This is a genomic window from Kitasatospora sp. NPDC058115, from assembly GCF_042884635.1.
Lineage (GTDB): Bacteria > Actinomycetota > Actinomycetes > Streptomycetales > Streptomycetaceae > Kitasatospora.
In genome coordinates this window covers 217,941-243,970 of the sequence record NZ_JBHVTL010000005.1, presented here as the reverse complement: position 1 = coordinate 243,970, position 26,030 = coordinate 217,941, and the positions used below count along the sequence as shown (strand labels likewise).

The following is a 26,030-nucleotide window of genomic DNA, read 5'->3' as shown; positions in this document are numbered from 1 at the left end:
CTACCCGCGCAGGAGGTCCGCCGCCAGCCGCTCCCCCGCGACCTCGGCCAGCTCGCCGGCCCTGGCCGGGGCGTCCGACGGGCCCCCGCCCAGCTCACCCAGCGCGTAGGCGGCCACGAATCCGGCCTCCCGCCACACGCGTTCGGACAGCTCCACCCGACCCGCCACGGCGGCCACCGGGACCCCCGCCCGCGCGGCGGCCGCGGCCACCCCGGCGGGGGCCTTGCCGTGGAGCGTCTGCGCGTCCAGGCAGCCCTCCCCGGTGACGACGAGGCGTGCCCCGCGCACCGCCGCGCCGAAGTCCAGCAGGTCGAGCAGCAGCTCGATGCCGGGCCGCATGGTGGCGCCCAGCAGGGCCAGCGCGGCGAAGCCGACCCCGCCCGCCGCCCCGGCGCCGGGCGCGTCACGGACGTCCCGGCCGACCGTCGCCGCGACCACGTCGGCGAAGCGGGTCAGGCCCTCCTCCAGCACCGCCACGTCCTCGGCGCTCGCGCCCTTCTGCGGACCGTAGACGGCCGCGGCGCCGCGCGGGCCCAGCAGCGGGTTGTCGACGTCACAGGCCACCACCACCTCGACGCCCGCCAGGACGCGGACCGACGGGCCGGGGTCGAGGCGCGCCAGCCGTCGCAACGCCGCTCCGCCGGGCGGCAGTTCGGATCCCCCGGCGTCCAGCAGGGACACCCCCAGCGCCTGGAGCAGCCCGGCCCCGCCGTCGGTGCAGGCGCTGCCGCCGAGGCCGAGCACGATCCGCCGGGCGCCCTCGTCGAGCGCCCGGACGATCAGCCCGCCGACCCCGGCGGAGCCGGCCGCCAGCGGGGCGGGCCGGCCGCCGGGGAGCCGGGCCAGACCGGCGGCCTGGGCGAGTTCGACCACGGCCGTGTCGCCCCGGACGGCGAACGCGGCGTCCACCGGCAGCCCGGTGGGGCCGGACACCTCGACGGGGACCCGGGTGAAGCCGGCCGCGAGGGCGGCGGCCAGCGTGCCCTCCCCGCCGTCGGCGACGGGCAGTTCGCGCACGTCGGCACCGGGGGCGGCGCGCCGGATGCCGGCGGCGATCCGGGCGGCCGCCTCGGCGGCCTCCAGGGTGCCCTTGAACTTGTCGGGCGCTACGACCACATGGCCCTGGCGGGGGTCGGCGGGCATGGCGGGGGCCTCACTTCCGGAAACCGAATCGGGTTCGTCCAGCAGGGGCGACGGACGACCGCCGGCTTCCGGCCGACGGATCCGGCCGGCCGTCACTCTCCCGCACGAGCCTGCCACGGACCGGGGAAGCGCTGCGCCGCCCCGCCCCGTGCTCGCTAGAGTGAGCGGGTGCGATTGATGGTGGAGTTCACGACCGAGCCCTTCGAGCCGGACACGTTCCCGCCGCACGCCGTGGCGGCCCGCCGCACGGCCGGCGAGGACGGCACCCCGTGACCGGACAGCCGCGACACCCGCTGGCCGCGGCGCTCGAACCGCTCCTGGACGCGGTCGGCGCGACCCCCGTCCCGCTGGACGAGGCGAGGCCCGAGGACATCGTCCTGGAGTGGGAGGGCGAACGGGCGCTGGCCGTCCGCCTGCCGCACCTCAACGGCGCGTTGGACCTCCTGCTGACCGGGATGACCCGCCGGTTCGACGGCCGCCCGCTGGCCGAGCTGGGGCGCCCGGAGAAGCAGCACGTGGTCGCCCTGCTGGAGGAACGCGGAGCGTTCACCGTCCGCCACGGAGTGGAGACGGTCGCCTCGGCGCTCGGCGTCAGCCGCTTCACCGTGTACAACTACCTCAACCGGCAGGACGGTTCGAAGTCGAACTGAACGGGGGGCGGAACCGGGGCACACTTGTCGCATCGCACAGAATCTGCCCCGGTGACCGGGCCCGCCGGGAGACGTCGGCACCAAAGGTTCGCCGACGTGTTGCCGACCCGTCCCGGCCGACCTAGCTTGTGCGGGTGGCACCACTCCCCAGGAGGTCCACTCGTGACCGACCGCCCCCATGATCCGGACGCCCCGGACGCCCTGGGCGCCCTGGCGGCCGCGGACGCCGCCGGGCTGAGGAAGACCCTGCTGGACGTCTGCGCCAGCCCCGCCTGGGCCGAAGCCGTCGCGGCGACCCGCCCGTGGCGCGACCGTCGGGCCCTGCTGGACGCCGGCGCCGAGGCGACGGCCGCGCTCTCCGCCGCCGACCTGCGCGAGGCGATGGCCGGCCACGCCCGGATCGGCGCGCCCGGGGCGGGCGACGCCGCCTCCGAACGGGAACAGTCCCGGATCCGCGAGGCCGACGAGGCCCTGCTCGCCGAGCTGGCCCGGGCGAACGCCGCCTACGAGGCCAAGTTCGGCCATGTGTTCCTGATCTGCGCGACCGGCCGCACCGCGGCCGGCGTGCTCGCCGCCCTGCGCGAGCGCCACGCCCATGACCCCGCCACCGAGACGGAGATCGCCCGAGGAGAGCTACGGAAAATCAACCACCTCCGCATCACCCGCCTGCTCGACGGCTCCTGACGGACCGTCACCGCCACTGCGTGAGGCCGCCCCATGACCGGCATCTCCACCCATGTGCTCGACACCAGCCTCGGCCGCCCCGCCGAGGGCGTCCCGGTCGAGCTGGCGCTGCGCACCGCGGACGGCTGGCAGGTGCTCGGCACCACCGCGACCGACTCCGACGGCCGGGCCCGGGACCTCCCGGACGTGGCGGCGGGCTCGGTCGTCCGGCTGGTCTTCGACACCGCCGCCCACCTCGCGCGGACGGCCGGCGGCGACCCGCCGTTCTTCCCGGAGGTCTCGGTCGTCTTCACCGTGGCGCCCGCGCAACACCACTACCACGTGCCGCTGCTGCTGAACCCGTTCGGCTACTCGGTCTACCGCGGAAGCTAGGTCCACACCGACTGACAGGGGACCCACCTCATGGCCCACGTGCTCGGTCAGAACCAGTACGGCAAGGCGGAGAACCGCATCGTGCGCGTCCGCCGGGGCTCCGCCCGCCACGAGATCAAGGACCTGAACGTCTCGGTCTCCCTCTCCGGGGCGTTCGAGGACGTCCACCGCACCGGGTCCAACGCCAACTGCCTGCCCACCGACACCGCCAAGAACACCGTCTTCGCCTTCGCCAAGCAGTACGGCATCGACTCCGCCGAGGCCTTCGGCCTCCTGCTGGCCCGGCACTTCGTGGACGACACCGAACGCGGCGTCGTCCGCCGGGCCCGGATCCGGATCGAGGAGTACGCCTGGGAGCGGATCCCCGCCGCCGACGGGACGGAGGGGACCGGCCACTCCTTCGTCCGCACCGGCCAGGAGGTCCGCACCACCGAGATCGGCTACGACGGCGAGTCCGTCCAGGTGATCTCCGGCCTCAGGGACCTGGTCGTGCTGAACTCCACCGACTCGGAGTTCTGGGGCTACCTCAAGGACCGCTACACCACCCTCCAGGAGGCCTACGACCGGATCCTCGCGACCCGGGTCACCGCCCGCTGGAGGTACGGCTACACCGGCCGCGACGACGAGACCGCGCCCCGCTGGGACCACTGCTACGCCCGGGTGAAGCGGCACCTGCTGGAGGCCTTCGCCGGCACCTACTCCTACTCGCTGCAGCAGACCCTGCACGCGATGGGCACCCGCGTCCTCGACCACAACGCCGAGGTCGACGAGGTCCGCCTCGAACTCCCCAACAAGCACCACTTCCTGGTCGACCTGGAGCCGTTCGGCCTGCACAACGACAACGAGGTCTACTACGCCGCCGACCGGATGTACGGCCTCATCGAGGGCACCGTCCACCGCGAGGGCGTCGTCCCGGTCATCCCGGTCGGCTGACCGTCCGGCGCCCGCTCCCCCGCCGCCCCTCGCCCGGCCCCCCTCCTTGGAGCCGCCCCATGGCAGTCCACCCCCCGCCCGCCGACCGGCGGACCGTCATCGAGAACGCGGCGATCGCGACCGTCGACGCCGACGGCACCGAGTACGCCCGCGGCCACGTGGTCGTCCTCGGCAACCGGATCGAGGCGGTCGGCGACGGCCCCGCCCCCGCGCGGCCGGGCGGTGCGGCCCGCCGGATCGACGCCGAGGGCCACCTCGTCACCCCCGGCCTGGTCAACACCCACCACCACTTCTACCAGTGGATCACCCGCGGCCTCGCCCAGGACGACATCCTCTTCGACTGGCTGGCCGCCCTCTACCCGGCCTGGGCCCGGCTCGACGACCGGCTGGTGCACACCGCCGCCCTGGGCTCCGCCGCCGCGCTGCTCAAGTCCGGCTGCACCACCGCCGCCGACCACCACTACGTCTTCCCGCACGACGGCGGCGACCTCCTCGGCGCCGAGATCGAGGCGGTGCGCGAACTCGGCCTGCGGTTCACCGCCGCGCGCGGCTCCATGGACCGCGGCAGCAGCGACGGCGGCCTGCCCCCGGACAACGCCGTCGAGGAGCTCGACACCGCCCTCACCGCCTCCGAGGAGGCCGTCGACCGCCACCACGACCCCTCCCCCGGCTCCATGCTGCGGATCGCCCTGGCGCCCTGCTCGCCGTTCTCGGTCTCCACCCGGCTGATGCGCGAGTCCGCCGAGCTCGCCCGCCGCAAGGGCGTCCGGCTGCACACCCACGGCTCCGAGACGGCCGAGGAGGAGGCGTACTGCAGGAAGGCGTTCGGGATGGGCCCCACCGACTACTTCGAGTCGGTCGGCTGGCTCGGCGAGGACGTCTGGATGGCGCACTGCGTCCACCTGGACGACTCCGCCATCGCCAGGTTCGCCGCGACGGGCACCGGCGTCGCGCACTGCCCGTCCTCCAACGCCCGCCTGGCCGCCGGGACGGCGCGGGTGCCCGAGCTGCTGGCGGCCGGCGTCCCGGTCGGCCTCGGCGTCGACGGCACCGCCTCCAACGAGTCCGGCGAACTCGGCACCGAACTGCGCAACGCCCTGCTGATCAACCGCCTGCACGGCTCGCCGAAGGCGCTCACCACCCGCCAGGCGCTGCGGCTGGGCACCATGGGCGGCGCCCGGGTGCTCGGGCGGCAGGACGAGATCGGCTCGATCGAGCCCGGCAAGCTCGCCGACCTCGCGCTGTGGAAGGTCGACGGCCTGATGCACTCCTCGGTCGCCGACCCGGTGGCCGCGCTCGTCCTCGGCGCCCTGCCGCCGCTGGCGGCCCTCCTCGTCAACGGCACCACCGTCGTCGAGCACGGCCGGCTCACCACGGCGGACGAGGAGCGGATCGCGCGCTCCTGCTCCCGGGCCGCCAAGGAGCTGGCGGACCGGACAGGATGACGGCACGTCAGACGGATGCGGAAGGCCGGCGCCGGCTCCCACCCCCGTGGGGCGCCGGCACCGGCCCGGCTCACGGGGCCGTCGGCACGGGCGCGACCGCCGCCCCTCGCACGGCCGGCACCAGGGCGGGCCCGGCCAGCGCGAACAGCCCCGCCAGCACCAGCCAGCCGGCCGCCCCGTGGTTCACCGCCGTCAGCGTGACCACCAGCGGACCGATCACGTGCGCGGCCGCCTGCCCGCTCAGGAACACCCCCTGGTACTCGCCGTGCGCCCGCGGGTCCGCCAGGTCCAGGCTGAGCGTCCAGCCGCCCGCGGAGGTCAGCAGCTCGCCCAGCGTGTGCACCAGCGCACCGGCCAGCAGCGCCGCGGCGGCCGCCCAGGCCGGGCCGTACTGCGCCGCCGCGTAGCCCGCGCAGCCGGCCGCCAGCAGCAGCGCCCCGGCCGCACAGGCCCGCGCCGCCGACGGGACGTCCGTCACGCCCCGGCTCGCCCGCACCTGGAACAGCACCACCAGCAGGCAGTTGACCACGTTCACCGCCGCGACCAGCGCGGCCGGGGCCTGCGTCCCGAGCACGATCCACAGCGGCAACCCGACGGTCAGCACGGCGAGTTGCAGCTCCAGGACGGCGTGCAGCGCGGTGACCAGCAGATAGCGGCGGTCACCCAGCGCCGTCCGGCGCCCGCCCGCCGCACCGCCGCGCACCGGCGTCCCGGGGGCGGGCGTCGCGGGAACCCGCAGCCGGGCCAGCAGCAAGGCCACCCCCAGGAAGCTCGCCGCGTCCAGCGCCAGCATCGTCACGTACCCGGCGTAGGAGTCCGCCTGGAGGGCGAGCGCCGCGCCGCCCGAGCCGACCACCAGGCCCGCGTTCGCCACCGAGCGCAGCAGCGCCCGCGACCGCACCTGCCCGTCGGCCGGCAGCGCCCGCGCGATCAGCGCGCTGCGCACCGCCGCCGCCCCGCGCGAGAGCACCGTGGCCGCGCAGGCCAGCACCACGAACGCGGCGAAGGAGCGCACGAAGGCGTAGCCGAGCACCGCCGCCGCCTCCAGCGGGCCGAGCACCAGCAGCAGCCGTCTGCTCCCGGCCCGGTCGGCGAGCCGCCCCATCGGCACCCCGGCGAACACCCCGCACACCCCGGCGGCGGTGAGGCCGAGCGCCACCGAACCGGGCGTCAGCCCGAGCGAGCGGGTGAAGAACAGCACGTTCACGGTGACGAACAGCCCGTCGCCGACGGCGTTCACCAGGGTCATCAGCACGAGTCCGCGCAGCAGGGGACCGGCGGGCAGCAGGCGGCGGCCGAGGGCGCACGGGCGCGCCCCCGCCGGGGCGGAGGAGGTCATGGCAGAAGCACAGCGGGGTTCCCGGGCGGGCGGAATTCTTTTACCGTTACGGTCAATGTTCGAGTTCCGTCTCGGCGTCGACGACCTCGCCGCCACCTGGTTCGCCTACTCCCCTTTGCAGGAGGCGGTGTTGGGCCTGCGCGCCCGCCGCCGGCCGGCGTACTACCCGGAGCAGCAGCCGTGGATCGCCGGCTGGCAGGACCGCTACGCCGCCCTGGACACCGAGCTGCTGGACGCGCTGACCGCGCCGAACGGCTTCGTGCCGGACTTCCTGACGCCCCGTCCGGCGGTGCCCCGGCCGGGCTTCGAGGACGAGCTGGCCCGGATGGCCCGCACCCCCGCGGAGGTGGTGCGCGCGGACCTGCTGGCCGCCTACCCCGGCGGCGGGTGCCCGCTGCCGCCGGTACTGGCGGCGGCGGTCGACGACCCGGCGGCGCTGGCCGCGCTGACCGCCCGGGCGGCGGAGGCGCTGGCGGCGTACTGGACGCGGTGCCTGGCGCCCGCGTGGTGGCCGAGGGCGCGGTCGGTGCTGGAGGCGGACCTCGCGTACCGGGCCCGGCTGCTCTCCGAGCGCGGCGCGGAGGGGCTGTTCGCGGACCTGGACGGCCGGATCTCCTGGCGGGACGGGGTGCTGCGGCTGGTCGACCACACGCCGGTGGTCGTGGCGCTGGGCACCTCGGTGGTGGACGTGGCCGGGCGGGGGCTGGTGCTGATCCCGACGCTGGGCGGGCGCGGCGCGCAGACCGACATCACCCAGGACGGCCCGCCGCTGATCACCTACCCGGCGCGCGGCCGGGCGACCATGGCCGAGGGCCTGCCGGGGTCCGCCGGTGCGCCGGGCGCGGCGGACCCGACGACCGGCGCGGGCAACGCGGACGGCGCACCGGCCGGGCTGGTGGGGCTGATCGGCCCGCCCCGGGCGCGGCTGCTGGTGCTGCTGGCGGCCCCGGCCAGCACCACGGAGCTCGCGCACCGGCTGGGGGTGACGCCGGGCGCGGTCAGCCGGCACCTGGGCGCGCTGGCGGCGGCCGGGCTGCTGGAGCGCACCCGGCACGGCCGCCGGGTGCTCTACCGGCGCAGCGGGCTCGGCGACGCGCTGGCCCGCGACCGGTCCTGAGCCCGGCGGCGGCGTCGGCGCCCCGGCCCGCACGGCTCCGGGAGGGCCCGATTCTGTAGGGTGGAGACTTGTTTCCACGATGCAGAATTCCGACGGGAAGGGAACGCCGGTGGCCCCGACCTCCTCCGACGGCACGGAGCGAACGCCGACCGAGCAGGCTCCGAGCGAGCACGCGACGACCGGGCGCACGACGTCCGAGCGCGCGAGCGGCGGGGTGCAGTCCGTCGAGCGCGCCTTCCAGCTGCTGGAGGCGCTCGCCGACGCCGGTGGCGTGGCGACGCTCAGCGAGCTGTCCACCTCCTCGGGCCTGCCCATGCCGACCATCCACCGTCTGGTCCGCACCCTCGTCCAGCAGGGCTACGTCCGCCAGGACGCCACCCGCCGCTACACCCTCGGCCCCCGGCTGATCCGGCTCGGCGAGACCGCCGGCCGGCTGCTCGGCAGCTGGGCCCGCCCCTACCTGGCGGAGCTGATGGAGGCCACCGGCGAGACCGCCAACCTGGCGGTGCTGGAGGGCGGCGAGGTGGTGTACGTCGGCCAGGTGCAGTCACGGCGCTCGATGCGGATGTTCACCGAGGTCGGCCGCCGGGTGCAGCCGCACTGCACCGGCGTCGGGAAGGCGCTGCTGGCGCAGCTGCCGGTGGAGGAGGCCCGCGCCGTCCTCGGCCCGGGCCCGCTGCCCGCGCTCACCCCGTACACGGTGACCGAGCCCGAGGAGCTGATGCACCGGCTGGCCGGGGCGCGCGAGCACGGCTACGTGGTGGACGACCAGGAGCAGGAGATCGGGGTGCGCTGCATCGCGCTCGCCGTCCCCGGCTCACCGACCCCGGCGGCGCTGTCGGTGTCCGGCCCGGAGGCCCGGATCCGGGCGCTGGAGGAACGGGCCGGTGCGGAATCGCTGGTGCCGGTGATGCAGGAGATCGCGGCCCGGCTCGGGCAGGTCCTGGCTCCCTGACGGTCCGGCCCCCGTCCGGCCGCGCTCCCCGCACCCGGGCGGCCGGCTGTGCGACGGGCGTTCGCCCGTTCGAGCCACCCGAGGGCGGGTTGCCCCGGGGTTGCCCCGGCCCCGGCGGACCCGTCGGTGACGCTGGAGCGGACGCGGCCCGCGACGGCGCGGGGCGCCGGACACGGAGGGCAGGGTGAGCGGGATGGCCCGCAGCGGATCCGTTCGAGGTCTCCTCGGCAGGTCGATGGCAGTGGGGTGCGCGGTGGCGGCACTGGCCGCCGGGCAGGCGTGGGCGGACACCTGCGCACCGGACGACAAGGCGCTCACGCCGGGGGCGAGCGCCCCCGCCGCCGCGGAGCCGGCGGCCGATCCGGCCGGGGAACCGGGCGAGGAGGCGGCCCCGGAGGTGAGCCCGGAGGCGGGCCCGGCGGACGCGGCGGGCGGTCCGGCGGCGGCCGGCCCGGCCTCGGCGGGCCAGGGCGGCGCGGCCGGCTCGGCCGCGGCCGCCGATCCGGCCTCGGCCGTCCAGTCGTCGGACTCCGACCTCTTCGTGATCCGGATGGACCCGGACGCCGCCACGCCCGGCGGCACGACCACCGTGCACGCCTTCGTCGGCAACCTCGGCCCGGACACCACGGCCTCGCCGTTCACCGTCGTGGTCACCCTCCCCGCGGGCGTCACCGCCGAGGGCCCGTACGTCCCGGAGAACTGCTACGCCTTCCAGGAGGGCCACCGGGTGCGCTGCACCTTCCCGGCCGGCCTGGCGCCGTACCGCAGCGCGACGGCGCTCGTCCCGGTCCGGCTGGCGGCCACCGTCCCGGCCCCCGGCACCCTGACCGGTGGCTGGGTGGCGGTGCGCAGCCCCGACGACTGCGACGAGGAGAACAACAAGCAGCCCTTCGAGATCCCGGTCGTCGAGTCGACCGGCCCGCGCCCGGCCGTCTGACCTGCGGCGACGGCGGCCGCCCGGCGAGGGGTGGCCGCGGTCGGCGGGCCCTCGCGGCGGCCCGGCCGGGGCCGCGGAACCGGCCGGTGTGGCGGGTCCGGCGGGGAAAGTGCGCCGGGTGGGCGGGGTGGTCGGATAGGTTGGAGCTCCGTCCGCGACGCCCGACAAGGAGACCCGCCCCACCATGACCGCGCCCCTGCCCGCCTTCGCCGGCCGCACCTATCTGTTCCGGGTCGACAACGGCGCGGCCTTCCGCAACGCCTACTCGGCCGACGGCAAGCGGCTGCGCTGGGAGGGCCTCGGCGAGTCGGCGGGCCAGTGGGAGGACGTCACCCTGCACGTCGCCGAGGTCGGACCGCAGGTGTACTTCGTGAGCTGGACCGAGGTGAGCGGCATCACCGTCAGCCACGTGATGGACCTGGCGCGGATGACGGTCCGGGCGTTCTGGACGTACGAGGGCGAGGGCGGCCGGGTCGGCGAGCTGCACACCGGCACCCTGGAGCAGGTGGCCTGACCTCGCGGCCGCGGGGCCGGGCCCATCCGATCAGGCCCACCCGGTCGGACCCGCCCGGTCAGGCCGGCCGGCCGGCGGCCGGGACGACCAGGTGCTGGGAGATCCACTCCAGCGAGGACGGCAGCAGCCGGCTCCAGGTCTCGAAGTTGTGGCCGCCGGTCTCCAGCATGCTGTAGGAGACCTTCATCGGGCTGTGCGCGGCGGCCACGAACGCCTCGGTCTCGCGCCGGTAGTCGCCGTCGCCCTGCTTGGTGCCGGCCAGCAGCACCGCGACCTCGGGCTGCGGGAGGTTCTTCAGCCGCCACATCAGGTCGGCCTCGTTGCGCCGCTGGGCGCTGCCCTTGAAGAGGTCGCCGGTGGTCGGGTCCTCGGCGGCCTGGTAGTAGCCGGAGAGCGAGACGGCGGTCGGGAAGACCTCCGGGTGGCGCATCGCCAGCTTGAGGGCGCAGTAGCCGCCCGTCGAGTTGCCCATGAACGCCCAGGCCCGCGGGTCGGACGACACCCGGTAGGTCGCCTGGAGCGCCGAGGGCACGTCCTTGGCGAAGTAGGTCTCGGACTGCGGGCCGCCGGGGACGTCCTCGCACTCGGTGTCCTGCGGCAGCGCCGGCGAGGGGCGCACCAGCACCATCACGGTCGGCTGCATCCGGCCCTCCTGGAGCAGCTTGAGCGCCGCGCCCGGGTAGTTGAGCCGGGTGACCAGGTTCTTGGCGATGCCCGGGAAGCCGGTGCTGACGATCAGCACCGGGAACTGCTTCTGCTCGTACTCCGGCTGGAAGTACTGCGGCGGCAGGTAGACGTACCCCTCGGTGGAGAGCCGGGTGGTGGCGCCGTCGATCCGGACCTCGCGGATCTCGCCGGACTTGGCGGGGTCGCGGCCGAGCGCCCCGCCGCCCTGGACCTCGGCGTGGCCGATGGTCTCCACGCGCAGCCGGCCTGAGGCGTCCACCTTGTTCTGGATGACCACCGGGCCGTTGTCGCCGGTGCCCAGCAGGTCGTCCCAACTGCTGTAGAACGCGAAGTAGTTGTTGGCCACCAGGCCGAGCGCGGCGAGCACCGTCAGCTGGGTCGCGAGCAGGGCGCCGATCCGGCCGAGCACCGCCTGCCAGCTGCGCTTCGACAGTCTCGGCCACAGCCAGACCGTTCCGGCCATCGCCACGAGGGCGATCAGGACGGTCAATGCCAGCACCTTGTGGCTCGTCAGACCCATGTCGTGTTTGCTCCCACGCCTCGTACTCCCCCGCCCCCGGGGGAAGGACACCCGGGAGGGCCGCCCCGGTTCCCCCGTCCGCAACGAGGCGCTCGTCCGGGCGCGACCACTCAGCCTAGCGCCCGCGCGGACCGCACCGCCCCCGCCGACCAGCGGTGATGCCCTCGACCTGGAGGAGGAGAGCACCGCGCGGGGGGTGTGGCACGGGCGCCGTCAGTTGACGTGGTTCCAGAGGCCGAGGCCCGCGGTGAGTTCACGCACGCAGCGGGCCCCGAGTTCGCGGGGCGAGCCGGGGCCGGTGGGCGGGGCGCCGGACACCGCCCACTCCTCCAGGGCGACCCGGATGGCGGCGGTGGCGGCGGCCGCGGCGAGGCGGATCTCCAGGGCGTCCGTGCCCGGCGGGCAGCGGTCGGCAATGGCGGCCCGCAGCCGCTCCTCGGAGGCGGCGTGCACCCGCTGCCAGACCGTGGCGAGGCGGGGGTCGCGCAGCAGTTCGCGGGTCCAGCGCATGGCCTCGCCGGCCTGCGCGTCGGCCGGGCTCAGCGACTCGGCCGCCGAGCGCTCCAGCGCCTCGCGGAGCGGCAGGCCGGACGCGCTCTCGGTGAACAGCCGCACCCAGCGGTCGCCGCCGGCCGCGAGCAGCGGGGCGACGGCGTCCTCCTTCTCCGAGAAGTAGCGGTAGAAGGTGCGCAGCGAGATGCCGGCGGCGTCGGCGATCTCCTCGGCGGTGGTGGCCTCGGCCCCGCGCGCGGCGAACAGGCCGGCCGCGGCCCGGGCGATCTCCAGCCGGGTGCTCTCGCGGCGGCGCTGGGTCAGGGAGGGGCGTCCGGTCACGGGGTCAGCGTACGCGAAGCGGCACGTCGAGACTTTTTGGCACAACGTGCCACTTGGGCGTAACGTGCCAGTGAGGTTCGGGGGCCGCGAACGAACGACCGAAACGAACGAACGGAGAACCACCATGGAGCGCTTCACCGGACGGAACGTCCTGATCACCGGCGGCGGCTCGGGCATCGGCCGGGCCACCGTGCACCGGATCCTCGCCGAGGGCGGGCGGGTCGTCGCGGTCGACGTCGACGAGAACGGTCTGAAGGGCACGCTGGAGCGCGCCACCGCCGACGGCACCGACGGCCGCCTCACCACGGCGGTGCTGGACGTGTCGGACGAGGCCGCCGTCCGGGCGGGCGTCGCCGGGGCCGTGGCCTCGCTCGGCGGCCTGGACGTGCTGGTCAACGCGGCCGGCATCCTGCGTTCGTCGCACACCCACGAGACCAGCCTGGAGTTCTGGAACAAGGTGCTCGCGGTCAACCTGACCGGCACCTTCCTGATGACCCGCGAGGCGCTGCCCGCGCTGCTCGCGGGCGGCCGGGGCGTGGTGGTGAACTTCAGCTCCACCTCGGCGACCTTCGCCCACCCCTACATGGCCGCGTACGCCGCGACCAAGGGCGGCATCCAGTCCTTCACCCACGCGATCGCCGCCGAGTACGCCCGGCAGGGGCTGCGCGCGGTCTGCGTCGCGCCGGGCAGCATCGACAGCGGCATGACCCACAACCCGGGCCTGCCGGCCGACGCGGACCTCGGCCTCCTCGCCAAGCTCTCCCCCGCGATCGGGCAGGGCTTCGCCGGGCCGGAGACCGTGGCCGGCGTGATCGCCATGCTCGCCTCGGACGACGGCGCGTTCGTCACCGGCACCGAGCTGCGGATCGACGGCGGCACCCACATGTGAGGCCGGTGCCGGCAGCCGGCGGCCCCCCGGCCGTCAGCTGCCGGCCGCCGTCCCGCCGGGGCCCGCCGCCCGCCACGGTGCCGCGAAGGCCCGGGCGGGATTGGCGGTGAGGAGGCGGTGCGGGAGCCCGGGCCCGAACTCGCGCGCCAGGCGGGGGGCGAGGGCGGTCAGCAGGTGGGTGGGGCCCGGGGCATGGCGGGCGGTGCGGGTGGTGGTGTCGCCGCCGAGCAGCAGGCGGTCCGCGTGACCGGCCTCGACGACGGCCGCGACCGTGTCGAAGAGGTGGTGGTCGGTCGCGTGGTGCGCGCGGGAGGGGCCGTCCAGCGCCAGGAAGGCGCCGGTGGCGGCGAGCCGGCGGTGCAGCCGGAGATCCGGGTGCCGGTTGAGGTGGCCGAGGATCACCCGCCCGGGCGGCACGCCGTGGTGGTCGCAGAGCAGGTCGAGGACGTCCGTCGCGGCGGTGCCGAGTTCATGGTGGACGGCGATCGGCGCGCCGGTGGCGTGGTGCGCCTCGGCGGCGGCCGCCATCACCCGGCGGGTGTGGGCGCCCAGGCCGTGGAAGTCGCCGGCCACCTTGATCAGGCCGGCGCGGACGCCCTCGGGTGCGCCGTGCAGACCGGTGGTGAGCTCGGCGGTGAAGAACCCGGCGAGCCCGGCGTAGCGCCGTTCGAGGTCGGCCGGGTCGTAGTGGACGGCCTGGTGGAGTCCGGTGGCGGCGACCAGGTGGACCCCGCTGGCCCGGGACAGCCCCGGCAGCGCGCCGGCCCGCCGGCCCATCCCGGCGGGCGTCCACTGGACGAACGCCCGGCCGCCGGCCGCCGCGAAGGCGCGCAGCACCCGCTCGGCGGCGGCGGGGTCGTCGAGTTCCTCGCCGGGCAGCACGGGGCTGCGCAGGAAGAGGTGGTCATGGGCGTCGCAGACCCCGAGTTCCGCGGGGTCGAGGTCGCCGAGGACGGTGCGGACGGCGGCCGCGGCGGCGGTCTTCACTCGGCCTCGGCGAAGGTCGCGGCGGCGACCCGCAGTCCGGCCAGGGCCCTGGGGACGCCGACGTAGGGCGCGAGGTGCACCAGGACCTCGGTGATCTCCTCCCTGGTCATGCCGATCCGCAGGCTGTTGCGGACGTGGTCGGCGAGCTGCGGCTCCACGCCGCCGAGCGCGGTGAGCGCGGCGAGGTTGGCCACCTGGCGGTCGCGCAGGGCCAGTCCGGGCCGCTGGTAGGTGCCGCCGAAGAGCGCGGTGACGATCCAGTCGGGGAAGCCGGGGGCGAATTCGTCGAGCGGGCCCAGGGTCGCGGCCGTGGTCCTCGGCCCGGCGAGTTCGGCGAGCAGGGCGTAGCCGGCGGCCCGGTCGAGCGGGGCGGGTTCGAGGTCGTCGGCGGCGGGGCCGGCGGCGGCCGCGTCGACGGAGGCGGGGTCGGGGTCGGGGGCGGGGTCGGGGGCCGGGGCGGGGCGCATCGGGCGGGACGGTCCTTTCACCAGTGGCGGCCGGCGGGCAGCCGGTCGAGCTCGGGGCTGGAGAGGTGGTGCACGCGGTAGCGGGTGCCGGGCACGGCGTCCGGGGCGGCGGCGCGCCAGAGGGCGAAGCGCAGCAGCTCCCAGCGGGCCGGGTCGACGGCGACGGCGGCGGTGTGCAGCCCGGGGTGGTCCGGCAGTGCGGCGAGGGCGGCCTCGACGGCCTCGCCGGGGTCGAGGCCCTCCGGGAGGCGCTCGGTCTGCCGGGTGGCGGTGGCGGGCGCCCCGGCGGCGGGTTCCTCGGCGGCCGGGCCGCGGCGCAGTCCCGCGCCGAGCCAGTGCCGCACGGCGGGGCGGCCGAAGTCGGCGGCCAGACCGCGGAAGCCGGGGCCCCAGAGGAAGGCGTTCATGCCCTCGGCGGTGCGCCACAGGTAGAACGGCGCGTACTGGTTGACGGGCGAGCCGTCGAGCCCGCGCTCGCGGACGAGGTAGGCCTTGAGGCCGAGGCCGGGGTGGGCGTCGAGCAGGTGGCCCCGCTCGGCGATCCTCCGGTGGACGATCCCCATGTCGTAGTCGGCGGGGAGGGTGATCTCGTACTGCATGGCGTGCACGGCGGGCTCCGTCAGGGGGTCGGGCCGGCGGCCCGGTCCGGGCGGTGGGCGGCGAGCAGGGCGAGCGCGCCGCGCACGGCCCGTTCGAAGGGTTCGGCGCTGTCCGCGGCCCGGGCGAGCACGTAGCCGCCCTGCACGACCGCGACCACGGCGGCGGCGAGGTCGGCGGGATCGGTGCCCGCGCGCAGGTCACCGGCCGTCTGGCCGTCGGCGATCACCTCCGCGATCCGGCCGCGCAGCCAGTCGAAGGTCTCCTCCACGGGCGCGCGCAGCCGGGGGTCGGCGACCACCTCGGGGTCCTGCGCCATCCGGCCGATCCGGCAGCCGCGCAGCACGTCCCGCTCGCGCCGCAGGTAGGCGGCCACCCGGTCGTGGGCGCTGCCGGGGCCCGCGAGGTCGGCCTCGGCGACGGCGCGCATCTGCTCGGCGCTGCGGCGCAGGGCGGCGGCCGCGAGGTCCGGCTTGCCGTCGAAGTGGTGGTACATGCTGCCCTGGCCGACGCCGGCGCGCTGCTGGATGGCCTTGGGGCTGGTGCCGACGTAGCCGCGTTCCCAGAGGAGTTCCTGGGTGCTCTCGATGAGGCGGTCCTGGGTTGCCATGCCGGTCACTGTACCCATGGGTACAGAGGATGTACATACCAGTAGGTACAGAACGCTGCGGCGCTCACCGCGGCCGTTCGCCGCGGCGTTCCCCGGGAGGCCGCGAGGCCGTGGGCCGCCCCCCGGCGGTCCACGGCCCTGTGTGATCGTCGTCCCCGCCCGCGCCGTCCGGCACTCCTCGGCGGACCGTGGCACGGATCACCCCCGGACGGCCGCGGGCTGGCAGGATGGTCGCCATGACCTACCTCGCCGCGGATGACCGCTATGCCTCGATGACCTACCGCCGGGCCGGGCGCAGTGGCGTGCTGCTCCCCGCCGTCTCGCTGGGCCTGTGGCACAACTTCGGTGACGCCCAGCCGCTCGACGTCCAGCGGGCGGTGCTGCGCCGCGCCTTCGACCGGGGTGTCACCCACTTCGACCTCGCCAACAACTACGGCCCGCCGTACGGCAGCGCGGAGCGCAACTTCGGCCACCTCTTCGCGCAGGACTTCCGCCCGTACCGGGACGAGCTGTTCATCGCCTCCAAGGCCGGCTACGACATGTGGCCCGGCCCGTACGGCGAGGGCGGCAGCCGCAAGTACCTGACGGCCAGCCTGGACCAGTCGCTGGGCCGGATGGGCCTCGACTACGTGGACGTCTTCTACTCGCACCGCTACGACGCGAACACCCCGCTCGACGAGACCATGGGCGCCCTGGACGCGGCGGTCCGGGCGGGCAAGGCGCTGTACGCGGGCATCTCCAACTACCCGGCGGAGCAGCACCGGGAGGCGGTGGCGATCCTGCGCGAGCTGGGCACGCCGGTCCTGATGAACCAGTGTGCGTACTCCGTCCTCAACCGCTACGTCGAGGACGAGGGCGTGCTGGACGCGGTCGCCGAGACGCAGACCAGTCTGATCGCCTACTCCCCGCTGGCGCAGGGCCTGCTGACCGACCGCTACCTCTCGGGGGAGGTGCCGGCCGGGTCGCGGATGTCGATCGGCAAGTTCCTGCGCGAGGAGGCGCTCACCGAGGCGAAGCTGGAGCAGCTGCGGGCGCTGAACAAGGTGGCGGAGCGACGCGGGCAGAGCCTGGCGCAGCTGGCGCTGAGCTGGGTGCTGCGGGACCCGCGGGTGGTGTCGGTGATCATCGGGGCGAGCAGCGTGGCGCAGCTGGACCAGAACCTCGACGCGCTGGCGGGCGGCCCGCTGAGCGCCGAGGACCTGGCCGAGATCGACACGCTGAGCCGGTGATCCGCTGAACCGGTGAGTGGTGCGGAGCGGTGCCCGGCCGGTCGATGCGTGACCGGCCGGGCACCGCGCTCGTTGGACCGTCCGTACGCGTCCTTCGAGACCTCGGGAGCCCGCCGTGCGGACGTACCTCCTCCGGGCCGTCGCCCGGTTCGCCCGGCAGCTGGCGCTGACGTCGCCGCTGCCGTTCCCCGTCCTGCCCGGCGCCCAGCCGGGGTTCCCGCCCCCGGGCATGCTGTCCGGGGTCCTGCCGGGCGCCCTACCGCCGCTGGACCCCCAGCGCGGGTAGCACCGTCTCGGCGACCCGGTGGGCCTCCTCCAGCAGCGGGTTGCCGGAGAGGATGAAGGTGTCCACGCCGAGCGACTCGAACTCCTGGAGCCGTTCGATCACCTGGGCCGTCGAGCCGACCACGGCGGTGCCGGGGCCGGGACGGAACAGGCTCATCCCGGGCCAGAGGTTGGGGTGCGTCTCCAGCTCCCGTGCCCGCGCGGGCACCTTGCCGCCGTGCTGGCGGAACTGCCGCTGCCAGCCGACCCCGTCCTCGCCGCGCACCCCGCCGAGCTGACGGGCGTAGGTGGCCTCGCTGGTGACGTCGAGCAGCCGGTCGGCGGCGGCCCAGGCCTCGTCCTCGGTGTCGCGGACGATCAGGTGCAGCCGCAGGCCGATCCGCAGGCTGCGGCCGTGCGCGGCGGCCCGCGCGCGGACCAGGTCCAGCTTCTCCTTCAGCTGCTGCGGCGGCTCGCCCCAGGTGAGGTAGACGTCGACGTGCTCGGCGGCCATCTCGATGCCGGCCGGTGAACTGCCGCCGAACCAGAGCGGGATGCCGCCCGGCTGGACCGGGGTGAGTTCGCGCAGGCTCGCCCCCGCGTTGCGCAGGTCGTAGAACTCGCCCTTGTGGTCGAAGACCTCACCGGCGGTGAGGCGCTTGACGATCGACCAGTACTCGGCGCTGAGCCGGTAGCGGTCGTCGTGCTCGACGTGCAGGCCGTACTCGCGCAGCTGTTCGGTGGAGCCGTTGACCACGTTGAAGCGCAGCCGTCCGCCGTGCAGGTGGTCGAAGCTGAGCGCCATCTTCGCCAGCAGGGTGGGCGAGACCAGCCCGGGGTGGACGGCCAGCAGCGGCTTGAAGGCCGGGGTGGTGGCGGCGGCCAGGGCGTTGCCGAGGTCCCACACGTCGTAGAGGTCGGTCGCCAGCAGCGCGCCGGTGTAGCCCAGGCGCTCGACGCTGCCGGCGAGTTGCTGGAGGTAGCGCAGGTCCACCGGGCGGCGGCCGGCCGGCTCCCACGGGTAGTGGCCCTCGCGCGGGATGATGTACCAGAGGACTTCGGAGGCCATCGGTCAGACCGCCTCGGAGCCGGTGCCGTGCGCGACGGCGTCGGGCGCGGCGGGGGCGGGTGCGACGGGGGCGGGGGCGACGGCGGCGGCCACCGGGGCCTCCAGCGCGGGCAGGTGGGCGTCGGCGACGGTCACCGCCCGGTCGATGAAGCCGACCCGGTGGAAGATGTCGGCCGCCTCCTGCTGCTCGGCGACGAACGCGGCGGTCGCCGGCTCCAGCCGCCACGGCAGCCCGGCCAGCGCCGTGTGCCAGTCCTCGGCGCTGCCGCCGAGGTCCTCGGCGGCGATCGCGGCGGCCTCGGGCAGGTGCGCGGCCACCCAGGCGTCCGCGCGGCGCAGGGCGGCGGCGATCGCGGCGACCACCTCGGGGCGCTCGGCCGCGAAGCCCCGGCGGGTGAAGAACACCGAGCGGTCGGTGATCACGTCACCGGTGCGGACCAGCTCGCGGAACCCGCCGTCGCGACGGGCGGCGGCCAGCTCGGCGCCCTGGGTGATCCAGCCGGCGATCTCCCCCTCGCGCAGCCGCCGCGCCTGGTCCTCACCGGCGGCCGGGCGCACGGCGGTGACGTCGTCGGCGTAGGAGAGGCCCTCGGCGTGCAGGGCCTTGGCGAGCAGGTGCGTCTGCCAGGAGCCGATGGCGAGGACGACGGTGCCGCCCTTGAGGTCGGCGACGGTGCGCACCGGGCCGTCGGCGCGCACCAGCAGCGCGCCGTGGTCGGGGCGGGGCGCGGAGACGGCCGCGTAGACGAGGTCGTGCCCGGCGGCCTGGGCGGTGACCGGCGGGGTGGAGCCGGTGCCGCCGAAGTCGATGGTGCCGTCGGCGAGCAGCTCGCCGGTGCGGGTGCCGTCGCGGTAGTGGTGGAACGCGCCGCTCTCCCCGAGCGGGGCCAGCTCCTCGTCCAGGTAGGCGAGCCGGGAGAGGTAGTAGAGCGAGGGGTTGCTGGCGTGGACGCCGAGGGTGATGGTCAAGGGGATCAGCTCCTGTGGTGCGGGCGGGGGCGGGAAGGTCGGGGGTGGGTCAGTGGACGCCGAGGTCGGCGAGCAGACGCCGGCGCAGCTCGGCGAAGGCCGGGTCGGCCGGGTCGCGCGGGCGCTCGACGGCGACGCGCTCGTCGCGCACCAGCGCGCCGTCGCGGAGCACGGCGACCCGGTCGGCGAGCCGCACGGCCTCGTCCACGTCGTGGGTGACCAGCAGGACGGCGGGCCGGTGGCGGCGGACGAGGTCGCCCACGAGGTCCTGCATGCGCAGCCGGGTCAGCGCGTCCAGCGCGGCGAACGGCTCGTCCAGCAGCAGCAGTTGCGGCTCGCGGACGAGCGCCCGGGCGAGCGCGGCGCGCTGCGCCTCGCCGCCGGAGAGGGTGGCCGGCCAGGCGTCGGCGTGCCGGTCGAGGCCGACCTCGGCGAGCGCCTTGAGCCCGGTCTCCCGGGTGGCGGCGCCGCGCGGCAGGCCGACGGTGACATTGGCGAGCACCCGCTTGGAGGGGACCAGCCGGGGCTCCTGGAAGACCACCGTGCGCACCGGCGGCACCAGGACGGTGCCGGCGTCGGCCCGGTCCAGGGCGCCGAGGATGCGCAGCAGGGTGGTCTTCCCGGTGCCGCTGGCGCCGAGCAGGGCGACGAACTCGCCGCGGTCGATGTCGAGGTCGACGCCGTCGAGGACGGCCCGGGTGCCGAACACCCGGCGCAGGCCGCGCAGATGGACGGCGGGAGCCGCGGCGGGGGCGGTGTCGGCGGCGGGGGCGGTGGCGGTGCTCATCGGGTGGCTCCCTGGGTGGCCTGGCGCCAGGGCATCAGGAAGCGCTCCAGCAGGCGCACGATGCCGTCGGCGGTGAGTCCCAGCAGTCCGTACACCAGGATGCAGACGGCGAGGATGTCGGTGCGGGAGTAGTTCTGCGCCTGGGCCATCAGGTAGCCGATGCCCTCGGTGGAGTTGATCTCCTCGGCGGCGATCAGCGCGATCACGCTGAGCGTCATGGACAGCCGCAGTCCGGACAGCAGCGCCGGGAGCGCGCCGGGCAGGACCACGGTGCGCACGATCGCCCAGCGGCCGAGGCCGAAGCTGCGCATCGCCTCGATGAGCTTGCGGTCGGTGTTGCGCACGCCACCGGAGGTCGACACGTACATCGGGAAGCTGGTGGCGACGCCGATGAGGGCGACCTTGGCGGTCTCGGTGATGCCGAACCAGACCATGAACAGCGGGACGAGCGCGAGGAAGGGGACGGTGCGCAGCACCTGGACGGCGGAGTCCAGCAGCTCCTCGCCGAGGCGGAAGAAGCCGGTCACGACGCCGAGCACCAGCCCGGCGGAGGCGCCGATCAGCAGGCCGAGGCCGGCCCGGGTGAGCGAGACGGTGAGGGCGTCGGCGAGCTGGCCGTTGCCCCACAGTTCGCCGACCGCCTCGGCCACCTGGGCGGGCGAGGCCAGCACGTCCTGGGTGAGGGCGCCGGTGGCGGAGGCGAGGGCCCAGCCGCCGAGCAGGGCGAGCGGGCCGAGGGTGCGCAGGACGAGGGCGAGCGCCCGGGGGCGCGGGGACCGCAGGCGGGTGCGGGGCTCGACCAGGCCGGCCGCGCGGGCGGCGGCGGTGCCGCGGTCGGCGTCCGGCGCGGCGGGGCCCGCTCCGGCGGTGCCCGCCTCGGTGGCGTCCGGCCCGGCAGAGTTCGGTCCGGCAGAGTTCGGTCCGGCGGCCGCGGGGCCGCTCAACGGGTCGGTGGTGACGCTCACTTGGCACCCGACCCGAGCTTGTCGACGTCGATCAGGTAGGGCTTGACGTCGACCAGCTGCTTGGTGACCTTCTGGTCGGCGAAGAACGCGGCGACGGTGCCGAACCGGGTGATGTCGCCCTCGCCGATGGCGCCGGCCGCGGAGCCCTGGCGGGAGACCGCGATCGCGACGTCCTTCTCGGCGGGGGTGACGGCCGTCGGCCCGGAGTCGGTGAAGACGTTGAGGTAGGCGGCCGGGTCGGCCTTCTCCTTGAGCCCGTTCTCGCGCAGGTAGTCGTAGAAGGCCCTGACCACCTCGGGGTGCTTGTCGGCGAAGCCGTTGCGGACGGCCCAGACGGCGTAGTTGTCGGAGCCGACCTCCTTGCCGTTGACCAGGAAGTGGGAGGCGGAGTTGGCGATCGTCGGGGTGGAGAAGGTGTTCCAGGTGGCCCAGGCGTCGACCTGGCCGGAGTTGAAGACGCCCGAGGTCTGGTCGGCGCGCAGGTAGACCCGCTCGACCTTGTCCGCCGGGACGCCGTTCTTCTCCAGCGCCTTCAGCAGCAGGTACTCGCTGGTGCCGCCCTGGCTGACGGCGACCTTGCGGCCGACGAGGTCCTGCACGCTCCTGATCGGCGAGTCGTTCTTCACCAGGATGCCCTCGCCGACGCCGTCGGGGGCGGTCTGGGCGAAGAGCTTGAAGCCGGGCTTCTGGGCGAGCGCGGCGACGGCGGAGGTGATCGAGCCCTGGGCGACGTCGAGCTGGTCGGCGGAGAGCGCCTGGGCGGCGGGGGCGAACGGGCCGGCGCTGCCGGTCCAGGCCACCTTGGCGTGGACGGCGGCCAGCGCCCGGTCGAGCGAGCCGTCCTTCTTCCCGAGGGCGAGGAAGCCGTTGTTGCCGGGGTCGGGCACCCGGAGCACCACCTCGGCCTTGCCGCCGGCGGAGGAGTCCCCGGCGCCGTCGGCGGAGGAGCCGCAGGCGGCCAGGACGGTGGTGGCGAGCAGTGCGGCGGCGGCGAGGGCGAGGCGGGAGGGGTTCACGGGGTCGACTCCTGAGAGGGGGCGAGGTCGGGTCGGGGGCGTCGGCGGGCGGCGTCGGCGGGGCGGGCGGACCGCCGGGGGGCTTCGGGGAGCGGCGGCCGTCAGCCGCCGTGCGTCCGCCCTTCGGCGCGGCGGGCGGCGAGCAGGGCGCGGGCGGCACGGAGCGGCTCGGGGTCGGCCCAGGAGGGGACGTCGACCGGGCCGGCCAGGAACCCGTGCCGTTCCAGGAACCGGTTCTGCTGCTCCAGGAGGGCCAGGCGCTCCTCGGAGAGGTCGAGGTGCAGGGTGCGGTGGCCGCCGCGGGCGTAGGCGCCGGCGACGCCCTCCTCCCCCGCGCCCGTCTCGGCGCTCAGGATGCGGGCGACCTCCCCGGGCCGTTCGGCGGCCCAGTCGGCCGCCTCCAGCAGCACGGCGAGGAAGCGGGCGACCAGGTCCGGGCGCTCGTCCAGCAGTCGCTGGTGGACGGTGATCGGCCGGGGCGTGCCGTTGTTGACCCGGGCGCGGCGGTCCGGCGCCGCGTCCAGCTCGACGGCGACCTCCGCGCCGATCCGCCGGGCCGCCTCGACCGCGAGCGCGCCCTTCACGTAGACCGCGTCCACCACGCCGTCGCGCAGCGCGGCCAGTTCCGCCGCCCACTGGCCGCCGTCCGGCACGGCCGGCACGTCCACCAGCTCGGCGTCGTCCAGGGTGAGGCCGGCGAGCGAGAGCGCTCCGTGCAGCCCGGCCAGCGCCATCGCCCGCCAGAAGTCGATCGCGATCCCATGTCGTGGGACGGCGAGCCTGCGGCCGCGCAGCTGCCCGGGACCGGTGATGCCGCTGCCGGCCCGGACCAGGACGACCTGCCGCTCCTCGATCCAGGTGAGCCCGATCAGCCTGGTCCGCTCGCCGCGCGAACGGGCCCAGAGCGCCGGCACGTTGCCGCCCTCCCGGAACAGTCCGGTCAGCGCGTGGGTGTAGTGGTGGTCGGCGGCCACCTCCGGCGGCACGTCCTGGAGCGAGCGGACGGCGATGCCGTCGGCGGCGAACTCCCGGCCGAGCCAGCCCCGGTCGGCCGCGATGCCGGTCGCGGTGGGGACGGGGCAGCGGGTGAACCAGAGGGTGTCGGGCGCCTCGGGTGCGGTCGTCGCCGCGGCGGCGGCGGTGGTGGAGCGGTCGTGGCTGGGCACGGTGGGCTGGTCCTCTGCGGCAGGGTGCGCGCGGCTGCGGCGGGGCGCGGCGCGGCACGGGTCACCAGGCGTGGCGGGGCGGGGAGTTGCGTAGGGTGGTCGACGCGGACGGAAGCGGCGCGTCAGCGACAACAGGCGCAGGGGGCGGGGCACCGGCGGTACGTCACGGCGCTGCTCCTTCCTGCGGTCGGCGCGCGGTGGACGGGGTTCGTCCGGTGCGCTGTGCCGAGCGTTCCACGACGAGCGGCCGATGGACAAGGGTTTGCCACATCATGGGATCGGTTGTTCATGAACGGCATCCTTTTGCAACGCCGTTGACACATTCCCGCAGCACGCGCTGCCATAGTCTGGGAGCAACTCCGGTGAATCGGCCGGAGCCGGGAACAGAACGAGAGGTGCCATGGCCGAGGCCGCCACCGCCGCCCAGGGACCGCCGGCCGGCGCCCAGGCCGTCCAGCGGGCCCTCGGGCTGCTGCACTGCTTCCACGACAACGGCCCCGACCTGAGCGCCTCGGACCTGGCCCGCCGGATGGCCCTGTCGGTCTCCACCGCGCACCGGCTGGCCCGCACCCTGGTCAGCGCCGGCTTCCTGGAGCAGGACGAGCAGACGGCCCGCTACCGGCTCGGCCCGGCCGTCGCCGAGCTGGGCCAACTCTCGTTCCACCAAAGGGGACTGCACCTGGCCGCACCCGAGCTCGACCTGCTGTCGCGGCGCACCGGCGCCGCCGCCGACCTGGCGATCCGCAGCGGCCCCCACGCGGTGATCCTGGTCGGCGCCTCGGTCCGCCCGGACACCGGGCTCGGGCTGCGCCGGCCGCTGCACTCCACCGCGCTCGGCAAGGTGCTGCTGGCCTGGCCGCGCCCCGGCGACGCGGGCGTCTCGACGCTGGGCCCGCTGCCGCCGTTCACCGACCGGACCATCACCGAACCGGGCCGCCTGGACGAGGAGTTGGCGAAGGTGCGGACGGCCGGCCACGCGCTCAACGACGGTGAGTCGGCGGCCGGGGTGCGCACCGTGGCGGTTCCGGTGCTGGACGGCGCCGGACAGGCCCGGTTCGCGCTCGCCGTCCGCTCGACGCCCGTCCACCTCACCGACGAGCGGCTGGACTGGTTCCTCGGCCATGCACGATCCTGCGCCGCCGCGCTCGCCGTCCTGCTGCTGCCGCCGGACCAGCGGATCTGACGGGGCGTCACTCATGCCGAAGGGGCCGGGCGTTCGGAGGAACGCCCGGCCCCGCCAGGGAAGGGATCAGGCGACCGGGGTGTACTTGTAGCCGACCCGGCGGACCGTCACGATGCTGTCCCGGTAGGCCACGCCGAGCTTGCGGCGCAGCCGGGCCACGTGCACGTCCACGGTGCGGCCGTCGCCGACGTGGCCGTAGCCCCAGACGGCGGAGACCAGGTGGTCGCGGGTGTGCACCCGCTGCGGGTGCTCGGTCAGGTGGGCGAGCAGCTCGAACTCCAGGTAGGTGAGGTCGAGCAGCCGCCCGTCCACGTAGGCGTTGCGGCGCTCCACGTCGACCGTGATGCCGCGGCCGGCGGGCCGCACCGGGCGCACGTGGCTCCCGGCGGCGGACGGCGCGGCGGCGGGGACGGACAGCGGCGCGGCGGACGGGCCGGAGGCGAAGGGCGCCGAACCGAAGGGCGCGGGGGCCGGGGCCGGGGCCGGGGCTCCGATGGACGCGACCGGGAAGCCGGCCGGCGCGGCACCGCCCTCGGCCGGGACCAGCACCAGGTAGCCGACCATCGGCTGCCCCGCCGAGGCGCCGAACTGCGCCCCGTACTGGGCGAGCAGGGCCTGCGGCAGCGAGCCCTGCGGGAGCGCGGCGACCACCGCCGCGCCCTCGGGCAGCGCCGCGAGCAGCGCCTGCGGCGGGAGCGAGGGCACGACCGGGGCCGGGCCGGAAGCGGGCGCGGGCACGGTCGGGCCGGCCGTCGCGGGCGCGACGGGCCCGCCGTGGCGGCGGTCGGGGGTCGGGGAGACGGAGCGGACCGCGCGCAGGTGCGGGGTCGCGGAGGGGAGGGGAAGGGTGGCGGTGGAGGTGGAGGACATGATGCCGCTCATTTCGCGCGTGACGGACGGGGTGGAGTCGTCTGCGCGTCGACCGGGCGTGCTGCCGAGGACTGACCCGAGGTCAGCGGAAGGAGTGCCGGGACGCGCTGGGCGACCCCGGACACGTCTGGTCGAACAGGTGCGGCTGCCGGGACGTCCAGAACGGCTCAAGGTCGGGGTACCGACCTCTTCTGCCGTCCACGGCGTGGTTCCCGCGCCCATCCGGCCAGGTGGACCCCGTCGCGCACCGCATCGCCCGTGCCGCCCCGGCCGTCCCCGCGGCGGCGCGGAGAGCGGCGCCGACGGTGACGGTGGTGGCGGTGGCCGGGTGGAGGGTGGTGCTGGCGAGGTTCACTGGTGCTCTCCGCGAAGCGGGCAGGGACGACGGCGGCGCGCCGGACGGCTGTCCGGAGCTGCCGGGTCGACGGTGCGAGGGGCCGTCGCCTTCAGCCGGACCCGTTGGGGTGGTCCGGAGGGGCCGAACCGGCCGGGAGGGTTCCCCGGGCGGCGGGCGGCGGCGACGGTGAGGTGGTCGGCGAAGGGTGGCGACGTCAGCGACAGCAGGCGCTGCAGATCAGCGCGTGGTCGATGTACCGCCGGACGGTCAGCGCCGGGGTGACCGGGGCGGGGAGGACCAGGGCGGCGGACACGGCCGCGGTACGTCGCTGCTCGGCGTTCACGGTGCGGCCCTCCCCCCTCTGGTCCCGGTGCGCCGGCACGTCCCTGTGGCGTGCTGCGGCGCGCGTGCCGGGCACCATGGGTGCGCGGCACGTTCGAGGCACCCCGGCGGCGGGCCGGGCGGCCTTCTCCCCAGAGCCTTCCACGCCGGGCC

General features: G+C 75.8%; 29 protein-coding genes. 13 read left to right on the top strand and 16 right to left on the bottom strand.

What is annotated here, in order from left to right; genetic code table 11:
- Window positions 1-1,143: a glycerate kinase gene (locus ACFVVL_RS07605; protein WP_387672113.1), complete on the bottom strand. Its 1,143-nt coding sequence runs from the start codon at window positions 1,141-1,143 to the stop codon at window positions 1-3.
- Window positions 1,144-1,412: 269 nt separating this feature from the next.
- On the opposite strand from ACFVVL_RS07605, the gene ACFVVL_RS07600 reads away from it, so the two are divergent.
- The 5 genes from ACFVVL_RS07600 to ACFVVL_RS07580 all read left to right on the top strand — a co-directional run bounded on the left by ACFVVL_RS07600 (window position 1,413) and on the right by ACFVVL_RS07580 (window position 5,227).
- On the top strand, window positions 1,413-1,793 hold the full coding sequence (locus tag ACFVVL_RS07600) for a helix-turn-helix domain-containing protein (RefSeq protein WP_380296902.1): 381 nt from the start codon (window positions 1,413-1,415) through the stop codon (window positions 1,791-1,793).
- Between the two features lie 162 nt (window positions 1,794-1,955).
- The gene (uraD, locus tag ACFVVL_RS07595; RefSeq protein ID WP_380296904.1) at window positions 1,956-2,477 is read left to right on the top strand and encodes a 2-oxo-4-hydroxy-4-carboxy-5-ureidoimidazoline decarboxylase; all 522 of its coding nucleotides are present in this window, start codon (window positions 1,956-1,958) and stop codon (window positions 2,475-2,477) included.
- Between the two features lie 33 nt (window positions 2,478-2,510).
- A complete protein-coding gene (gene uraH / locus ACFVVL_RS07590) occupies window positions 2,511-2,849 on the top strand; it encodes a hydroxyisourate hydrolase (RefSeq protein WP_380296906.1) in 339 nt (112 codons plus the stop codon).
- 30 nt (window positions 2,850-2,879) lie between these two features.
- The gene (gene pucL / locus ACFVVL_RS07585) at window positions 2,880-3,782 is read left to right on the top strand and encodes a factor-independent urate hydroxylase (protein ID WP_387672109.1); all 903 of its coding nucleotides are present in this window, start codon (window positions 2,880-2,882) and stop codon (window positions 3,780-3,782) included.
- A 59-nt stretch (window positions 3,783-3,841) separates the two neighbouring features.
- On the top strand, window positions 3,842-5,227 hold the full coding sequence (locus tag ACFVVL_RS07580; RefSeq protein WP_387672106.1) for an 8-oxoguanine deaminase: 1,386 nt from the start codon (window positions 3,842-3,844) through the stop codon (window positions 5,225-5,227).
- 70 nt (window positions 5,228-5,297) lie between these two features.
- Here the strand turns inward: ACFVVL_RS07580 and ACFVVL_RS07575 are convergent, their stop codons facing one another.
- Window positions 5,298-6,566, bottom strand: a complete 1,269-nt coding sequence (locus tag ACFVVL_RS07575; protein WP_387672103.1) for an MFS transporter — start codon at window positions 6,564-6,566, stop codon at window positions 5,298-5,300.
- A gap of 55 nt (window positions 6,567-6,621) precedes the next feature.
- Between ACFVVL_RS07575 and ACFVVL_RS07570 the strand changes: the two genes are divergently transcribed.
- The 4 genes from ACFVVL_RS07570 (at window position 6,622) to ACFVVL_RS07555 (ending at window position 10,089) form a co-directional block, all read left to right on the top strand.
- Entirely contained in the window at window positions 6,622-7,683 is a 1,062-nt protein-coding gene (locus ACFVVL_RS07570) for a helix-turn-helix domain-containing protein (protein WP_387672100.1), read from the top strand.
- Between the two features lie 109 nt (window positions 7,684-7,792).
- Complete coding sequence (locus tag ACFVVL_RS07565; protein WP_387672097.1) at window positions 7,793-8,638, top strand: IclR family transcriptional regulator; 846 nt, start codon at window positions 7,793-7,795, stop codon at window positions 8,636-8,638.
- A 235-nt stretch (window positions 8,639-8,873) separates the two neighbouring features.
- Window positions 8,874-9,575 carry a hypothetical protein gene (locus tag ACFVVL_RS07560; protein WP_387672094.1) on the top strand — a complete coding sequence of 234 codons (702 nt, stop codon included), beginning with the start codon at window positions 8,874-8,876 and terminating at the stop codon, window positions 9,573-9,575.
- 184 nt (window positions 9,576-9,759) lie between these two features.
- Complete coding sequence (locus ACFVVL_RS07555) at window positions 9,760-10,089, top strand: hypothetical protein (RefSeq protein WP_380297982.1); 330 nt, start codon at window positions 9,760-9,762, stop codon at window positions 10,087-10,089.
- Between the two features lie 58 nt (window positions 10,090-10,147).
- Here ACFVVL_RS07555 and ACFVVL_RS07550 read toward each other — a convergent pair whose 3' ends face one another.
- Entirely contained in the window at window positions 10,148-11,296 is a 1,149-nt protein-coding gene (locus tag ACFVVL_RS07550; RefSeq protein WP_387672090.1) for an alpha/beta hydrolase, read from the bottom strand.
- A 213-nt stretch (window positions 11,297-11,509) separates the two neighbouring features.
- Window positions 11,510-12,130 carry a TetR/AcrR family transcriptional regulator gene (locus ACFVVL_RS07545; protein WP_380297978.1) on the bottom strand — a complete coding sequence of 207 codons (621 nt, stop codon included), beginning with the start codon at window positions 12,128-12,130 and terminating at the stop codon, window positions 11,510-11,512.
- Between the two features lie 124 nt (window positions 12,131-12,254).
- Between ACFVVL_RS07545 and ACFVVL_RS07540 the strand changes: the two genes are divergently transcribed.
- The gene (locus ACFVVL_RS07540) at window positions 12,255-13,019 is read left to right on the top strand and encodes an SDR family NAD(P)-dependent oxidoreductase (RefSeq protein WP_387672087.1); all 765 of its coding nucleotides are present in this window, start codon (window positions 12,255-12,257) and stop codon (window positions 13,017-13,019) included.
- 33 nt (window positions 13,020-13,052) lie between these two features.
- On the opposite strand, the gene ACFVVL_RS07535 is transcribed toward ACFVVL_RS07540, so the two are convergent.
- From ACFVVL_RS07535 to ACFVVL_RS07520, 4 genes are read right to left on the bottom strand one after another with little or no spacing between them, the layout of a single operon-like run.
- The gene (locus tag ACFVVL_RS07535; protein ID WP_387672084.1) at window positions 13,053-14,006 is read right to left on the bottom strand and encodes a phosphotriesterase; all 954 of its coding nucleotides are present in this window, start codon (window positions 14,004-14,006) and stop codon (window positions 13,053-13,055) included.
- On the bottom strand, window positions 14,003-14,473 hold the full coding sequence (locus tag ACFVVL_RS07530) for a carboxymuconolactone decarboxylase family protein (protein WP_387672081.1): 471 nt from the start codon (window positions 14,471-14,473) through the stop codon (window positions 14,003-14,005). Before ACFVVL_RS07530 ends, ACFVVL_RS07535 begins: the two co-directional genes overlap by 4 nt.
- Window positions 14,474-14,490: 17 nt before the next feature.
- A complete protein-coding gene (locus ACFVVL_RS07525) occupies window positions 14,491-15,081 on the bottom strand; it encodes a DUF4865 family protein (protein WP_387672078.1) in 591 nt (196 codons plus the stop codon).
- 11 nt (window positions 15,082-15,092) lie between these two features.
- A complete protein-coding gene (locus ACFVVL_RS07520) occupies window positions 15,093-15,680 on the bottom strand; it encodes a TetR/AcrR family transcriptional regulator (RefSeq protein WP_387672075.1) in 588 nt (195 codons plus the stop codon).
- Window positions 15,681-15,916: 236 nt separating this feature from the next.
- Between ACFVVL_RS07520 and ACFVVL_RS07515 the strand changes: the two genes are divergently transcribed.
- Complete coding sequence (locus tag ACFVVL_RS07515; RefSeq protein WP_387672072.1) at window positions 15,917-16,909, top strand: aldo/keto reductase; 993 nt, start codon at window positions 15,917-15,919, stop codon at window positions 16,907-16,909.
- Window positions 16,910-17,024: 115 nt separating this feature from the next.
- The gene (locus tag ACFVVL_RS07510; RefSeq protein WP_387672070.1) at window positions 17,025-17,195 is read left to right on the top strand and encodes a hypothetical protein; all 171 of its coding nucleotides are present in this window, start codon (window positions 17,025-17,027) and stop codon (window positions 17,193-17,195) included.
- Here the strand turns inward: ACFVVL_RS07510 and ACFVVL_RS07505 are convergent.
- The 6 genes from ACFVVL_RS07505 to ACFVVL_RS07480 all read right to left on the bottom strand — a co-directional run bounded on the left by ACFVVL_RS07505 (window position 17,166) and on the right by ACFVVL_RS07480 (window position 23,145).
- Window positions 17,166-18,242 (bottom strand): LLM class flavin-dependent oxidoreductase, encoded by a 1,077-nt coding sequence (locus ACFVVL_RS07505; RefSeq protein ID WP_380297295.1) that lies wholly within the window; start codon window positions 18,240-18,242, stop codon window positions 17,166-17,168. The genes ACFVVL_RS07510 and ACFVVL_RS07505 overlap by 30 nt on opposite strands.
- Before the next feature lie 3 nt (window positions 18,243-18,245).
- Window positions 18,246-19,211: an ABC transporter substrate-binding protein gene (locus tag ACFVVL_RS07500; RefSeq protein ID WP_387672066.1), complete on the bottom strand. Its 966-nt coding sequence runs from the start codon at window positions 19,209-19,211 to the stop codon at window positions 18,246-18,248.
- A gap of 49 nt (window positions 19,212-19,260) precedes the next feature.
- Window positions 19,261-19,998, bottom strand: a complete 738-nt coding sequence (locus ACFVVL_RS07495) for an ABC transporter ATP-binding protein (RefSeq protein ID WP_380297298.1) — start codon at window positions 19,996-19,998, stop codon at window positions 19,261-19,263.
- Window positions 19,995-20,801 (bottom strand): ABC transporter permease, encoded by an 807-nt coding sequence (locus ACFVVL_RS07490; RefSeq protein WP_380297311.1) that lies wholly within the window; start codon window positions 20,799-20,801, stop codon window positions 19,995-19,997. The genes ACFVVL_RS07495 and ACFVVL_RS07490 overlap by 4 nt, the downstream gene beginning before the upstream one ends.
- Before the next feature lie 158 nt (window positions 20,802-20,959).
- Window positions 20,960-21,979 (bottom strand): NrtA/SsuA/CpmA family ABC transporter substrate-binding protein, encoded by a 1,020-nt coding sequence (locus tag ACFVVL_RS07485; protein ID WP_387672062.1) that lies wholly within the window; start codon window positions 21,977-21,979, stop codon window positions 20,960-20,962.
- A 101-nt stretch (window positions 21,980-22,080) separates the two neighbouring features.
- The gene (locus ACFVVL_RS07480; protein ID WP_387672059.1) at window positions 22,081-23,145 is read right to left on the bottom strand and encodes an ABC transporter substrate-binding protein; all 1,065 of its coding nucleotides are present in this window, start codon (window positions 23,143-23,145) and stop codon (window positions 22,081-22,083) included.
- 400 nt (window positions 23,146-23,545) lie between these two features.
- Between ACFVVL_RS07480 and ACFVVL_RS07475 the strand changes: the two genes are divergently transcribed.
- Window positions 23,546-24,328 carry an IclR family transcriptional regulator gene (locus ACFVVL_RS07475; protein ID WP_380297301.1) on the top strand — a complete coding sequence of 261 codons (783 nt, stop codon included), beginning with the start codon at window positions 23,546-23,548 and terminating at the stop codon, window positions 24,326-24,328.
- A gap of 66 nt (window positions 24,329-24,394) precedes the next feature.
- Here the strand turns inward: ACFVVL_RS07475 and ACFVVL_RS07470 are convergent, their stop codons facing one another.
- Both ACFVVL_RS07470 and ACFVVL_RS07465 read right to left on the bottom strand, forming a co-directional pair.
- Entirely contained in the window at window positions 24,395-25,198 is an 804-nt protein-coding gene (locus ACFVVL_RS07470) for a winged helix-turn-helix domain-containing protein (RefSeq protein ID WP_387672056.1), read from the bottom strand.
- A 551-nt stretch (window positions 25,199-25,749) separates the two neighbouring features.
- Window positions 25,750-25,878: a hypothetical protein gene (locus ACFVVL_RS07465; RefSeq protein WP_387672053.1), complete on the bottom strand. Its 129-nt coding sequence runs from the start codon at window positions 25,876-25,878 to the stop codon at window positions 25,750-25,752.
- Window positions 25,879-26,030: the final 152 nt, after the last annotated feature.

Excerpts from the sequence above, each read along its gene's own strand:
- pucL (WP_387672109.1), top strand. The coding sequence starts at position 2,880 with ATGGCCCACGTGCTCGGTCAGAACCAGTACGGCAAGGCGGAGAACCGC.
- ACFVVL_RS07475 (WP_380297301.1), top strand. The coding sequence starts at position 23,546 with ATGGCCGAGGCCGCCACCGCCGCCCAGGGACCGCCGGCCGGCGCCCAG.
- ACFVVL_RS07560 (WP_387672094.1), top strand. The coding sequence starts at position 8,874 with ATGGCAGTGGGGTGCGCGGTGGCGGCACTGGCCGCCGGGCAGGCGTGG.
- ACFVVL_RS07495 (WP_380297298.1), bottom strand. The coding sequence starts at position 19,998 with ATGAGCACCGCCACCGCCCCCGCCGCCGACACCGCCCCCGCCGCGGCT.
- ACFVVL_RS07580 (WP_387672106.1), top strand. The coding sequence starts at position 3,842 with ATGGCAGTCCACCCCCCGCCCGCCGACCGGCGGACCGTCATCGAGAAC.
- ACFVVL_RS07470 (WP_387672056.1), bottom strand. The coding sequence starts at position 25,198 with ATGTCCTCCACCTCCACCGCCACCCTTCCCCTCCCCTCCGCGACCCCG.
- ACFVVL_RS07520 (WP_387672075.1), bottom strand. The coding sequence starts at position 15,680 with ATGGCAACCCAGGACCGCCTCATCGAGAGCACCCAGGAACTCCTCTGG.
- ACFVVL_RS07550 (WP_387672090.1), bottom strand. The coding sequence starts at position 11,296 with ATGGGTCTGACGAGCCACAAGGTGCTGGCATTGACCGTCCTGATCGCC.
- ACFVVL_RS07570 (WP_387672100.1), top strand. The coding sequence starts at position 6,622 with ATGTTCGAGTTCCGTCTCGGCGTCGACGACCTCGCCGCCACCTGGTTC.
- ACFVVL_RS07540 (WP_387672087.1), top strand. The coding sequence starts at position 12,255 with ATGGAGCGCTTCACCGGACGGAACGTCCTGATCACCGGCGGCGGCTCG.
- ACFVVL_RS07505 (WP_380297295.1), bottom strand. The coding sequence starts at position 18,242 with ATGGCCTCCGAAGTCCTCTGGTACATCATCCCGCGCGAGGGCCACTAC.
- ACFVVL_RS07530 (WP_387672081.1), bottom strand. The coding sequence starts at position 14,473 with ATGCGCCCCGCCCCGGCCCCCGACCCCGCCCCCGACCCCGACCCCGCC.
- ACFVVL_RS07555 (WP_380297982.1), top strand. The coding sequence starts at position 9,760 with ATGACCGCGCCCCTGCCCGCCTTCGCCGGCCGCACCTATCTGTTCCGG.
- ACFVVL_RS07575 (WP_387672103.1), bottom strand. The coding sequence starts at position 6,566 with ATGACCTCCTCCGCCCCGGCGGGGGCGCGCCCGTGCGCCCTCGGCCGC.
- ACFVVL_RS07605 (WP_387672113.1), bottom strand. The coding sequence starts at position 1,143 with ATGCCCGCCGACCCCCGCCAGGGCCATGTGGTCGTAGCGCCCGACAAG.
- uraH (WP_380296906.1), top strand. The coding sequence starts at position 2,511 with ATGACCGGCATCTCCACCCATGTGCTCGACACCAGCCTCGGCCGCCCC.
- ACFVVL_RS07515 (WP_387672072.1), top strand. The coding sequence starts at position 15,917 with ATGACCTACCTCGCCGCGGATGACCGCTATGCCTCGATGACCTACCGC.